Below are 11,708 nucleotides of genomic sequence, written 5' to 3'. Positions count from 1 at the left end.
GAATAAGTGACATCGGATTCTAACGGATCAATAACTTCTTGGCTGACTCCCGGTCGAGGTCCGCTCCATGACCAGCCTGTTGTAGGCAAAACCAAAGGTCGCGGCACCCCCTCGGGTGTCGCGTGAAGTCTGCCACAATCATCTGGATCTATCGAGCGGGCATCGAAGCGAGGCTAGGGAGTCACGGGGTTGGACACCGAACACGAGTACCGGCCGGTCTATCAGACCAGCCTGGTCGACCCAGCCGACTTCTGGTCCGCCGCAGCTCAGAGCATCGAGTGGGATGTCGAACCCCAGCAGATCGTGGATGCCGCCGATAAGCGATCGTCTCGATGGTTCCCCGACGCCCGCCTCAATACCTGCGTGAACGCCCTCGATCGCCATGTCCGAGCGGGCACTGTCGACGAGGGTGGACACGCTGATCGACCCGCCCTCATATATGTCTCCGCTATGACGGACACCACCACGATTTACACCTACGCCGAATTGCTCGACAAAGTGGCGGAGTTCGCCGGGGCCATGCGCGATCTCGGTGTGGTGGCCGGCGATCGCGTGGTGATCTATCTGCCGATGATCCCCGAAGCAGTGATCGCGATGCTGGCGTGTGCCCGCATCGGCGCGGTGCACTCGGTGGTGTTCGGCGGGTTCGCCGCGCCCGAACTGGCCGCCCGCATCGACGATGCCGAGCCGGTCCTGATCGTCACCGCCTCGGGCGGGCTCGAACCCCATCGCCGCATCGACTACCCGCCGATCGTGATGGCCGCGCTCGACCTCGCCGAGACCGCGTCGGTGCGCACGGTGATCGTCAAGCAGCGACCCGAGTTCACGACGATCGAGTTCCCCGCCGCCCTGCCCGCCACCGACGTGCTGCCGTCCTCGGAGCAGACCGTTGCCGCCCGCTGGGTCGATTGGGATGCCTGCGTCGACGGCGTCGCGCCCGCCGACCCGGTCTCGGTGGCCGCCACCGATCCGCTCTACATCCTCTACACCTCCGGCACCACCGGAAAGCCCAAGGGCGTGGTGCGCGACAACGGCGGGCACGCGGTGGCGCTGGCCTGGTCGATGCGCAATATCTACGACGTCGGCCCTGGTCAGGTGTTCTGGGCCGCCTCCGATGTGGGCTGGGTCGTCGGCCACTCCTACATCGTCTACGCGCCCTTGCTGGTCGGCGCGACGACGGTGCTCTACGAGGGCAAGCCCGTCGGCACCCCCGACGCGGGCACGTTCTGGCGGATCATCGACGAGCACGACGTGCGGGTGCTGTTCACCGCGCCGACCGCGTTGCGCGCGATCCGCCGTGCCGACCCGGAAGCCACCGCGGCCAACCGTTCCGACCTGTCCCGGCTGCGCGCGCTGTTCTGCGCGGGCGAGCGCCTCGATCCGGCCACCCTCGAGTGGGCGACGAACACCCTGCTCGCCGAGCATCCCGACACCCCGGTGATCGATCACTGGTGGCAGACCGAGACCGGCTGGCCGATCTGCGCCGACCCGCTCGGCCTGCAGGAACTGCCCGTCAAGCCCGGTTCGGCGAGTGTGCCGGTGCCCGGCTACCGGCTGCGGGTACTCGACGCGAACGGCAACGCGGTGCCCGCCGGAACCGAGGGCAACATCGTCATCGGACTGCCGCTGCCGCCCGGCTGCCTGACCGGGTTGTGGCGCGACCGGGACCGCTTCATCCGGTCGTACCTGTCGGCCTTCCCCGGCCACTACCTCACCGGCGACTCCGGCTACTTCGACGAAGACGGCTACCTCTACGTCCTCGGCCGCAGCGACGACGTGATCAACATCGCCGGGCACCGACTGTCGGCGGGCAGTATCGAGGCCGCTATCGCCGGGCACGAGGCCGTCGCCGAGTGCGCGGTGATCGGCATGCCCGACGAGCTCAAGGGCAGCCTGCCGCTGGCGTATGTGGTGCTCAAGCAGGGCGTCGACATCGACCAGCGGCAACTGCGCGCCGAACTCGACGAGCGGGTGCGTGCCCAGATCGGTGCGATCGCCACCCTGCACGACTCGATCATCGTCACCGGCCTGCCCAAGACCCGCTCCGGCAAGATCCTGCGCAAGACGATCCGTCAGCTCACCGCGGGCGAACACGTCGAAACCCCGGCGACCATCGAGGATCCCCACGTCCTGACGGCCCTGGCCGACCGCATCCTCGCCAACCCCCCGCTGGGCAGCATCACCACGGCCCCCACCCCCGAACAGGACAACGACCCGGTTTCCCCGGCTCCGTGAACACCCGACGTCCTTCCCAGCCCCGCAGGGGCGTCTCGGCCGCCTCGATCTGAACTGACCAGAGGGTGCGACGAAGGAGTGCCCGCCGGGAGGGAAGATCGAGCCCGACAGGCCGAGACCACGCGGCCCCCGGGCCGCCGAAAATATAGGCTCGCGGGGTGACTTCCTCTACGGTCCTCGTCGTCGATGACGACGAGGACGTTCTCGCCTCGGTCGAACGTGGCCTGCGGCTGTCCGGATTCCGGGTGCTGGTCGCGCGCGACGGCGGCGCCGCGCTACGATCCGTCGCGGAGCAGGCCCCCGACGCGGTGGTCCTCGACATGAACATGCCGGTCCTCGACGGCGCCGGGGTCGTCACCGCCCTGCGTGCGATGGGCAACGACGTGCCCATCTGCGTGCTCAGCGCCCGTGCCTCGGTGGACGACCGGATCGCGGGCCTCGAATCGGGCGCCGACGACTATCTGGTGAAGCCGTTCGAGCTCGCCGAACTGGTGGCCAGGATCAAGGCTCTGCTGCGCCGTCGCACCGACACGCCCGACCCTGTGGCGCCCGGTGCGCTGACCGTCGGCCCGCTGCTGGTCGATGTCGCGGGTTATCGCGCTCTCCTGCACGGACGCGAAATCGAGCTCACCAAAAGGGAATTCGAATTGCTGTCCACGCTCGCCCGGAATGCCGGTGTGGTACTGACGCGCGAGCGACTGCTGGAATTGGTGTGGGGTTACGATTTCATAGCAGATACGAATGTGGTCGATGTGTTCGTCGGATACCTGCGCCGGAAACTCGAAATAGATGACACGCCAAGGATTTTGCACACGATTCGCGGGGTGGGTTTCGTACTCCGGGAATCGAAATGATCCCCGAACCTACGCTGAAACATCGTCGCAGACAATCGTTTTCGCTGCGGACAAGAGTCGCGGGAGCGGCTGCGGCAGGTGCGGTCATCATCGTCACGATCGCCGCTTTCGTGGGTTTCCAAGCAATCGAACGCAATAATGTGACCCAAACCGATCAGCAACTGGAAATCGCTTCGCGCATCGTGCTGATCGAACCGGTGCTGGCAACCGGTTTCGTCAACCTGACCGGCCTGCAGAACACCATGGCGCTCACGGTGCGCGACGACGGCCAGGTGACAGCGTCGAGCTCCACCCAACTGCCCGACCTTCCCCCCGGGTCGCAGACCGTCGAGCTGCACGGCCAGCCCTATCGGGTGCTGACCACCACCGAGAACCAGCCCGCGGGCCGCACCGTCTCGCTGGCGATTCCGACCACCGAGGCCACCAAGGCGACCGACGACCAGCAGCGCTGGGTCCTCGCGGGCGCGGCGATCGCGGTGGCGGCCGCAGCGGCGCTCGGCTGGTTGCTCGCCGGGCGCGCGGTCGGCCCGATCGTGAAGCTGACCAGGCAGGTGTCGGCCCGCAGCGCGGGCGGCGAGCCGGACGAGCATGATCGACCGGTCGACGGTTCCGGCGTCGACGAGGCGGTGAAGCTGGCCGACGCGGTGAACACCATGCTGGCCCGCGTCGACCAGGCGCAGGCCGAGACCGCCGCCGCGCTGGAGACGGCCCGCGACTTCGCCGCCGTCTCCGCCCACGAACTGCGCACCCCGCTCACCGCGATCCGCACCGACCTCGAGGTGCTGCGCACCCTCGACCTCACCGACGAACAGCGCCGCGAGATCCTCGACGACCTCGCCCGCAACGAGACCAGGGTGGAAACCACCCTGTCGGCGCTGGAACGGCTCGCTCGCGGCGATCTCACCGCCGAAGCCGATCACGTCCCCACCGATGTCGCAGACCTGTGCGACCAGGCCGCCCACGACGCCATGCGCCACAACCCCGGCCTGTCGGTGCGCATCGACACCGATGCCGAACTGGTGACTCGCGGCCTGCCCGCCGGCCTGCGTCTGGCCGTCGACAACGCGCTCACCAACTCGGTGAAGCACGGCGGCGCAACCAGCGCCGTCGTCTCGGCGCACCGCACTGCGCACGGTCGGATCGTGATCGCCGTCGACGACAACGGCACCGGCGTGGCGCCGGAAGAACGCGCGGCGGTCTTCGCGCGGTTCGCCCGTGGCGCCAACGCCGCCAAGGGCGGTTCGGGCCTCGGCCTCGCGCTGGTCGCCCAGCAGGCTCAGCTGCACGGCGGGCTGGCGTACTTCGAGGACAGTCCGCTCGGCGGCGCCCGCCTCGTGATCGACCTGCCCGCTCGACCGGCCCGGTAGAAACACGAAAGCCCCGCACCCATCCTGACGGTGGGTGCGGGGCCGAGCTCGCTGCTACTTGTCGCTGTTGAAAGCGTCCTTCACTCTGCCCGCCGCGCGCTCGGCAGCAGCCTTCACGTTGGCCGCTGCCTTCTTCGCTTCCGCCTCGATCTTCTCGCCCTCGGCCTTGGCCTTGGCTTTCACATCGTCGGTGTCGGACATCGAACCTCCACTCTCGTGAGTTCCGCGCCTGACCCGGCACGGGTGAAGACACTCGCGAGACTACCGCACAGTTAACGCGCAGCGACTGAAGCTTTTATCAGGGCAGAACCTGCGGGATCGCGTCCGGGATGACCAGACCGATCACCGCGCCGAGCACCGCACCGGTGATCGCCATGGACACGCCCGAGGTGAACGCGCAGACGAAGTAGCCGATGATGAACGCGGCCAGTGCGGGAATGCACAGGATCGCCGCGGTCAGGAAGCCGACGGTGGCACCGGCGGCCGCACCGTTCTGGACGGGGTCGTGGTTGCCGGCCTCGGGGTTGGTGGCGATGCTCTTCAGCTCGTCGGTGGTGGCGGCGGACAGCTGCGGGGCGATCTGCAGGGTGCGACCGTCCTCGGAGATGACCGAAGCCAGCGCGACGTTGTTGCCGCCCGCGGTGGCCAGCGTCAGCGGAAACTCGCTGACCTTGGCGCCGGTGGCGGAGATGACGGCGACGTTGGCGGAGTCGGGTGAGAGCACGAAGGTGCCGTTGTCGACGGTCGCGGAGATGGTGCGCAGGTCCGGCGAGACGACGGTCTTGTAGCCGACGCCCTCGGAAACGCCCTCGCTGCCGAGCGCGGTCGCGATCTCACCCTGACGCTCGACGGTGACGTCGGCGGCCGCGGTGCCCGTGGTGACGAGCGAGGCGGCGACGGCCAGCGGCAGCGCGGCGAAGACCGCGCGGCGACCGGCGCGAGTGATGGTGTGCTTGAACATATTCGGTGCTCCCTCCCGATGCTTCCGAAGAATCCCCGAACCCCCCGGACGAATCGAAAAAATCTCGATGTCGATTGACTCGAGAGTTGTACCGAACCACCACAGGATTACGTAACCCGTTGTGACACAAGCCATAGTTTGAACAGACAGCTATCGATGAGCGACCGCTCACCCCGCTCGATCAGCACACCGACAGCTACCCGCGATCGGCCCTTCCTCAAAGAACTCTCAGACATCTCCCACCCCCGGCACCGAAATCCGCGGATACCTTCACCGATGTGATCGACAAACGCGCGCGTCTGCTCTGCCTTGCCACTGCCCTCGCGCTGGCGGGCGGTGCCGTCGCCTGCACGGGCAAGGAGTCGGCGCCGACCGGGATGGCGCTCGTCAACGCCGATTCCGGGCCCACCGGCGAGCGCGTGGCCAAGGCCGTGCAGGACGCGGGCGGCTACGAATGGACGGTCGCGAAGCCAGGAGAGATCGACGAAGCCGATTTCGCCGCCGTGATCACCCTGCCCGCCGATCTCACCGCGTCGATGGCCACCCTCGCCACCCCGGAACCCAAGCGCGCCAAGGTCACCGTCACCACCCACGAGGGCGCCGACGCGAATACCGTGAACGGCGCGGTGGACGTGGTGACCCACCGGATCGGCGCGTCCGGCGTCGACGCCGCGCTGGCCGCGGTCTCGCAGGCACGCAACCAGATGACCTCCGTCCAGTTCACCGCCCAGTTGCTCAGCGCGGGCGTGAACGCCGCCGCCGACGGCGCGAGCCAGTTCAGCGGCGGCGCGGACCAGATGCTCGGGTTCCTCGACTACGCGAAAGAGGGCGCAGGCCAACTCACTTCGGCCATCGAGCTGCTGAACCAGACCGTCGACGGCGCCGCCAAGCAGGCCACCCAGCTCGCCGATGCGCTCGGCGCCACCGGCGTGACCATCGCCGGCGTCCAGGCCGGTGCGGTGGCCATGGGCTCCGGCCTCGACCAGATCCTGCCGCTGCTGAAGGCCCTCCCCTTCGCGGGCGACCCCCAACTCGCCGACATCATCACCAAACTCGAAGCACTACGAGGAGTGTCGAACCAGGCGGGCACCCAACTGGACGGCCTCAGCGAATTGACGGGCGCCGCCGTCGATCCCGATACCGACCTTGGCACCCTCCTGCGCACCGTCGTCGCCCGCCTCAACAGCGCCCGCGACCAACTCACCCAGGGCGCCGAACTCGCCAAGGGCCTGCCCACCCTCGCCGAACAGGGCGGCGCCCAACTCCTCTCGGCCGTAGAACAACTCACCGGCGGCGTAGGCGCCCTACAGAACATCGTCGGCAACCTCAACACCCAAACCGGCAAGGCCCTCGAAGCCCTCCCCCCACGAGGCCAGTCCCAACAATCCGCCCTCGCCCTTGCCCTCACCGACCCCGTCGAAGTCGTTCACGAGTAGTGCCGAGGTGGCGGCCCAGTCGGTAAGCTCGGCCCATGGCGATCCAGGCCGTGGACTCGCTACCGCATCAGATGACGGAAGAGCAGTACCGTCAGCTCCCCGAGGACGTCTCCCGGGAGATCGAGGTGGTGCACGGGCACGTCATCCTCTGCGAATCGCCGACGCCTGAGCACAACCGCATCGCTCGCCGACTTGCCGGCGCGATGGAAGACCTGCCGAGCACCGAACCGTGCATCCGCGCCGAGACCGACATCGGTGTGGTGCTCTGGCGGGTTCCGAAGTTCACCTTCCGGCGGCCCGAGGTCACGGTGTACCGATCCTTGGACCAGCCGGGAGACAAACCGGAAGCGGGTGACGCGCTGATCGTGGTCGAGGTGTCGTCGCCGTCGACAGCGGCCGAGGACCTGCTCGACAAGAAGGCGCAGTACGCGCGGGTCGGCATTCCGCTCTATCTCGTGGTCATGCTCGATACGAAATATTAGATAGCCGAGGTGCTCGAGTTCCGGCTCGACGCGCATGCGCGCGAGTATCGGCTGCACCAGATCCACCGTGACGGGCTGGTCCGGCTCGAACACGTGATCGTCGGTGATATCGCGTTCGCTGAGCTCACACGCTGAACAAGAGCGACCCGGTCGGTGGATCCGACCGGGTCGCTGTGGTTTTCAGGTCAGGGCAGGACCTGGGGGATGACGGTTGGTGCGGCCACTCCGACCACCGCGCCGATCAGCGCGCCGATCAAGGCGTTCGGGAGACCCACCAGGCCGACGCACGGCAGGTAGAGGATCATCGTGGTGATCATCGGGATGCACACGACGGCGGCGATGAGCGCGCCGATGCCTGCGCCGATGGCGGCGGCGTTCTGGACCGGGTCGGGGAATTTCGCGGTGGGGGTGGTCGCGATGGTCTTCAGTTCGTCGCTCGCCTCCGAGGTGGGGCGCGGTGTCACCGTCATGCTCCGCCCGTCGGCCGCGATCTCCGTCGCCATGGCGATCACATTGCCGCTGACCGTGGTGAACGAGGTGGGGACCTCCCCGATCGGATCGCCGGTCGCCGATTCGACGATCACCCGGCCCCGGTCGGGTGCGAGCAGGAACCGGCCCTCGTCCACCGAGGCGGAGACGGTGCGCAGGTCCGGCGCGACCGTGGTGCGGTAGCCCTCCCCCGTACTCGACAGGCCCGCCGCGTACCGCGTCTGCTGATCGACCTCCGCAGACGAGACGCCGGCCAGACTCACCGCCACCGCGACGGGCAGCGCCACGGCCAGCGCGCGGCGAACAACCTTGTGTTGGAACATGATCGAGAATCTCCCTCCCGAAACTCCCGAAGAACCCGGCCCCGGGCGAATCGAACAAGTCACTGTCATGGACAACGCATTGGAAACGAATCACGCGGGAGCCATCGGGGCTCCGTCATACGCGGGGCACATTACCCGGCGGCTCGAGAGGCCTAGCTTCTACCCCTGAAACAACAACGGCCCGTGTCTCCCTGGGGAGACACGGGCCGAAGAACTGGTATCAGTTCGCGTTGAGCAGGTCGATCACGAAGACCAGGGTCTTGCCGGAAAGGGCGTGGCCCGAGCCGGCGCCGCCGTAGGCGAGCTCCGGCGGGATGACCAGCTGACGACGGCCGCCGACCTTCATGCCGGGGATGCCGTCCTGCCAGCCCTGGATCAGGCCGCGCAACGGGAAGGTGATGGATTCGCCGCGATCCCAGGAGGAGTCGAACTGCTCACCGTTATCGAACTCGACGCCGACGTAGTGCACTTCAACGGTGCCACCGGGCACCGCTTCCTTGCCTTCGCCCTCGATGAGGTCGGTAATAACAAGCTCGGTGGGCGCGGGGCCCTCCTGGAATTCGATCTCCGGCTTGGTCATGCGGGCTATCCCCTTCGATAGATTGCTGTACCCAACAAGTTTGACGACAACAGCTGGTTCGAAACCTAGCGGTTGTCGATCGCACGATAGTCGCGTTCACCGTAGCCGGTGTAGATCTGACGCGGGCGGCCGATCTTCAGCGGCTCGGAGTGCATCTCCCGCCAGTGCGCGATCCAGCCCGGCAGGCGGCCCATCGCGAACAGCACGGTGAACATGCGGGTGGGGAAGCCCATCGCGCGGTAGATGACGCCGGTGTAGAAGTCGACGTTCGGGTACAGGCGACGCGAGACGAAGTAGTCGTCGGTGAGGGCGGCCTCTTCGAGCTGCTTGGCGATATCGAGCAGCTGGTCGTCGCCACCGATCTTCGACAGGATCTTGTCGGCGGCCTGCTTGACCAGCGTCGCGCGCGGGTCGTAGTTGCGGTAGACGCGGTGCCCGAAGCCCATGAGCTTCACGCCGTCTTCCTTGTTCTTGACCTTGCGGATGAATTCCTTGACGTCGCCGCCGTTGGCCTTGATCTCGTCGAGCATCTCGAGCACGGCCTGGTTGGCGCCGCCGTGCAACGGGCCCCACAGCGCGTTGATGCCACCGGACACCGAGGTGAACAGGTTGGCGTCGGAGGAGCCGACGAGGCGCACGGTCGAGGTGGAACAGTTCTGCTCGTGGTCGGCGTGCAGGATCAACAGCATGTCGAGCGCGGCGGCGACCTCGGGGTCGACCTCGTAGGGCTCGGCCGGGAAGCCGAAGGTCATCCGCAGGAAGTTCTCGACCAGCGACAGCGAGTTGTCGGGGTAGAGGAACGGCTGACCGACCGACTTCTTGTACGAGTACGCCGCGATCGTCGGCAGCTTCGCCAGCAGGCGGATGGTCGACAGCTCGACCTGCTCGGGATCGCGCGGGTCCAGCGAGTCCTGGTAGTACGCCGACAGCGCGTTCACCGCGGACGACAGCACCGGCATGGGGTGCGCGTTGCGCGGGAAGCCGTCGAAGAACCGCTTCAGGTCCTCGTGCAGCAGGGTGTGGCGACGGATGCGATCGGTGAAGTCGTCGAGCTGTGCCTGGGTCGGCAGCTCGCCGTAGATGAGCAGGTAGCTGACCTCGATGAAGGTCGAGCGGCCCGCCAGCTGGTCGATCGGGTAACCGCGGTAGCGCAGGATGCCCGCTTCACCGTCGATGTAGGTGATGGCCGACTTGGTCGACGCGGTGTTCATGAAACCGGGGTCATAGGTGACGTAACCGGTGCTGGCCAGCAGCTTGCCCAAGTCGAGCCCGTCGTTACCCTCCGCGGCCTTGGTGACCGAGATCGGGAACTCGCCACCGGGGTACTGGAGTACCGCCTTGGCGTCTTCGGTGACGTTGGTGATGTTCTCAGCGGGCACGGAAGGATCCCTCTCAGGCTAGAACCGTAGGCACCGGTGCGGTCGGCACAGGTGCGCTTGCGCTAACGCTAGCTGTTGTTCGGTCAGGACGAGCAATCAGGGTTGTCCTGTCCTGTTCTCACACCGGTCACGTGCGGCGGTGAGGTCGGCGCATAGCCGGGGACCTGCGCCGATCCCGTTTTCCGCACCCTCGGCGCGGCGGTGTCGAACGATTGCCCGGCGCGCGGAGCCGATGCCCGAATCCGATTGCCGCACAGGTCAATTCGCGGCCACGGTGGAGTGTGCGCGAGTGACGCGGTAGCGAACGAAGGCGGGGAACGCCAGCGCGGCGAGCACCACTCCGATCACCACCAGGATGCCGCCCCCGGCAGCCGCTACAGCGGTACCCATGCTCGCCGCCGCGAAACCGTGGGCAACGTCACCGATTCGCGGCCCACCTGCGACGACCACGATGAACACGCCCTGCAAGCGCCCGCGCATCTCGTCGGTGGCCACCGTGAGCAACATGGCAGTGCGGAACGCCGCCGAGACCATGTCGACCGCGCCGCCGAACGCCAGGAAGGCCACCGCGATCCACAGCCACACGCCGAGTCCGAACCAGTGCCCGGCCAACCCCACCGCGAGCCCGAAGCCGACCATCGCCACACCCCACAGCGCGATGCACACGATCACCGCCAGCCCCTGCCTGCGCACCCGGGGTATCCACCCGGAGAACACGCCGCCGATCACCGAACCCGCCGCGATGGCCGCGAACAGCAGGCCGAGCGCCACCCCACCCTCGGCCGGATCGTGGAAGGTCTCGTGCGCGATCTGCGGGAACAGCGCGCGCGGCATGCCGAACACCATGGCGATGATGTCGACGACGAACGACGCGAGCAGGATGCGCTGGCCACCGAGATAGCGGAAACCGTCGAGTACGGCGCGCAGCCCGGCCCGGCGCTGCTCGCCGGTCGGCGGGAAGGCGGGCAGTCGCCACACCGCCCACAACGTCGCGAGCAGGGCGATCGAGTCGATCAGATACAGCATCGGCAGGCCGATCACCGGGATCAGTACACCGGCCAGCACCGGCCCCGCGATCATGCCGACGTTCTGCACGGTCATGCTCAGCGAACTGGCCGAGGCCATCTGCTCCGGCGGCAGCAATCGGGCGATGAGGGCGCTGCGGGTGGGCTGGTTGACCGCGAAGAACGCCTGCTGGACGGCGAACAGCCCGAGCACCAGCCACACATTGTTCAGGCCGAGCGCGGCCTGCACCCAGAACGCGACCGCGGTCAGACCGGTGCCCGCGGTGGTGAAGACGAGCAGGGTGCGCCGGTCCATCACATCGGCGAGCGCACCACCCCAGAGACCGAACACCACCAGCGGGACCAGGCCGAACAGACCGGCCAGGCCCACGTAGCCGGAGCTACCGGTGATCTGGAACAGCTGCTGCGGTACCGCGACCACCGAGAGCTGCGCGCCGATGACGGTGACGATATTGGTCGTCCACAACCTGCGATAGTCGCGATTACGCAGGGGTTCGGTGTCGGCGAGCAGCTTCACTCGGCGCAGATTAGCCACTGCGACACGGTCATCCCATGTTTGCGCGCAGTGACATCGGCC

The 11,708-nt window shown here is 67.4% G+C and carries 12 protein-coding genes; 6 read left to right on the top strand and 6 right to left on the bottom strand.

The window, feature by feature from the left end:
* The first annotated feature begins 189 nt into the window (after nucleotides 1–189).
* The 3 genes from QX204_RS01685 to QX204_RS01675 all read left to right on the top strand — a co-directional run bounded on the left by QX204_RS01685 (nucleotide 190) and on the right by QX204_RS01675 (nucleotide 4,456).
* Nucleotides 190–2,235, top strand: a complete 2,046-nt coding sequence (locus QX204_RS01685) for an AMP-binding protein (protein ID WP_301904863.1) — start codon at nucleotides 190–192, stop codon at nucleotides 2,233–2,235.
* A 158-nt stretch (nucleotides 2,236–2,393) separates the two neighbouring features.
* Nucleotides 2,394–3,089, top strand: coding sequence for a response regulator transcription factor (locus QX204_RS01680; protein WP_301904862.1), 696 nt, complete (start codon nucleotides 2,394–2,396; stop codon nucleotides 3,087–3,089).
* Nucleotides 3,090–3,229: 140 nt separating this feature from the next.
* Nucleotides 3,230–4,456: a sensor histidine kinase gene (locus QX204_RS01675; protein ID WP_357211793.1), complete on the top strand. Its 1,227-nt coding sequence runs from the start codon at nucleotides 3,230–3,232 to the stop codon at nucleotides 4,454–4,456.
* Nucleotides 4,457–4,510: 54 nt separating this feature from the next.
* On the opposite strand, the gene QX204_RS01670 is transcribed toward QX204_RS01675, so the two are convergent.
* Both QX204_RS01670 and QX204_RS01665 read right to left on the bottom strand, forming a co-directional pair.
* Nucleotides 4,511–4,657 (bottom strand): hypothetical protein, encoded by a 147-nt coding sequence (locus tag QX204_RS01670; RefSeq protein WP_301904860.1) that lies wholly within the window; start codon nucleotides 4,655–4,657, stop codon nucleotides 4,511–4,513.
* Nucleotides 4,658–4,754: 97 nt separating this feature from the next.
* Nucleotides 4,755–5,417, bottom strand: a complete 663-nt coding sequence (locus QX204_RS01665; RefSeq protein ID WP_063004788.1) for a DUF8020 domain-containing protein — start codon at nucleotides 5,415–5,417, stop codon at nucleotides 4,755–4,757.
* Nucleotides 5,418–5,695: 278 nt separating this feature from the next.
* On the opposite strand from QX204_RS01665, the gene QX204_RS01660 reads away from it, so the two are divergent.
* From QX204_RS01660 to QX204_RS01650, 3 genes are read left to right on the top strand one after another with little or no spacing between them, the layout of a single operon-like run.
* Nucleotides 5,696–6,853 (top strand): YhgE/Pip domain-containing protein, encoded by a 1,158-nt coding sequence (locus QX204_RS01660; protein WP_301904859.1) that lies wholly within the window; start codon nucleotides 5,696–5,698, stop codon nucleotides 6,851–6,853.
* A gap of 35 nt (nucleotides 6,854–6,888) precedes the next feature.
* On the top strand, nucleotides 6,889–7,335 hold the full coding sequence (locus QX204_RS01655) for a Uma2 family endonuclease (RefSeq protein WP_301904858.1): 447 nt from the start codon (nucleotides 6,889–6,891) through the stop codon (nucleotides 7,333–7,335).
* A 9-nt stretch (nucleotides 7,336–7,344) separates the two neighbouring features.
* Nucleotides 7,345–7,470 carry a hypothetical protein gene (locus QX204_RS01650; RefSeq protein ID WP_301904857.1) on the top strand — a complete coding sequence of 42 codons (126 nt, stop codon included), beginning with the start codon at nucleotides 7,345–7,347 and terminating at the stop codon, nucleotides 7,468–7,470.
* 50 nt (nucleotides 7,471–7,520) lie between these two features.
* On the opposite strand, the gene QX204_RS01645 is transcribed toward QX204_RS01650, so the two are convergent.
* The 4 genes from QX204_RS01645 to QX204_RS01630 form a co-directional block, all read right to left on the bottom strand.
* Nucleotides 7,521–8,147, bottom strand: coding sequence for a DUF8020 domain-containing protein (locus tag QX204_RS01645; protein WP_301904856.1), 627 nt, complete (start codon nucleotides 8,145–8,147; stop codon nucleotides 7,521–7,523).
* A gap of 220 nt (nucleotides 8,148–8,367) precedes the next feature.
* Nucleotides 8,368–8,727, bottom strand: coding sequence for an FKBP-type peptidyl-prolyl cis-trans isomerase (locus QX204_RS01640; protein WP_056818595.1), 360 nt, complete (start codon nucleotides 8,725–8,727; stop codon nucleotides 8,368–8,370).
* A 65-nt stretch (nucleotides 8,728–8,792) separates the two neighbouring features.
* On the bottom strand, nucleotides 8,793–10,106 hold the full coding sequence (locus QX204_RS01635) for a citrate synthase (protein ID WP_101464504.1): 1,314 nt from the start codon (nucleotides 10,104–10,106) through the stop codon (nucleotides 8,793–8,795).
* Nucleotides 10,107–10,364: 258 nt separating this feature from the next.
* The gene (locus QX204_RS01630; RefSeq protein ID WP_301908224.1) at nucleotides 10,365–11,657 is read right to left on the bottom strand and encodes an MFS transporter; all 1,293 of its coding nucleotides are present in this window, start codon (nucleotides 11,655–11,657) and stop codon (nucleotides 10,365–10,367) included.
* Nucleotides 11,658–11,708: the final 51 nt, after the last annotated feature.

Source organism: Nocardia sp. PE-7 (assembly GCF_030486425.1).
GTDB classification, from domain to species: domain Bacteria; phylum Actinomycetota; class Actinomycetes; order Mycobacteriales; family Mycobacteriaceae; genus Nocardia; species Nocardia salmonicida_A.
Note: the sequence above shows the minus strand (reverse complement) of the source record. Positions and strands in the feature narration are given on the sequence as shown.

Bases quoted from the DNA above. Each gene is read 5' to 3' on its own strand.
- QX204_RS01665 (WP_063004788.1), bottom strand. From the start codon at position 5,417: ATGTTCAAGCACACCATCACTCGCGCCGGTCGCCGCGCGGTCTTCGCC.
- QX204_RS01670 (WP_301904860.1), bottom strand. From the start codon at position 4,657: ATGTCCGACACCGACGATGTGAAAGCCAAGGCCAAGGCCGAGGGCGAG.
- QX204_RS01640 (WP_056818595.1), bottom strand. From the start codon at position 8,727: ATGACCAAGCCGGAGATCGAATTCCAGGAGGGCCCCGCGCCCACCGAG.
- QX204_RS01655 (WP_301904858.1), top strand. From the start codon at position 6,889: ATGGCGATCCAGGCCGTGGACTCGCTACCGCATCAGATGACGGAAGAG.
- QX204_RS01645 (WP_301904856.1), bottom strand. From the start codon at position 8,147: ATGTTCCAACACAAGGTTGTTCGCCGCGCGCTGGCCGTGGCGCTGCCC.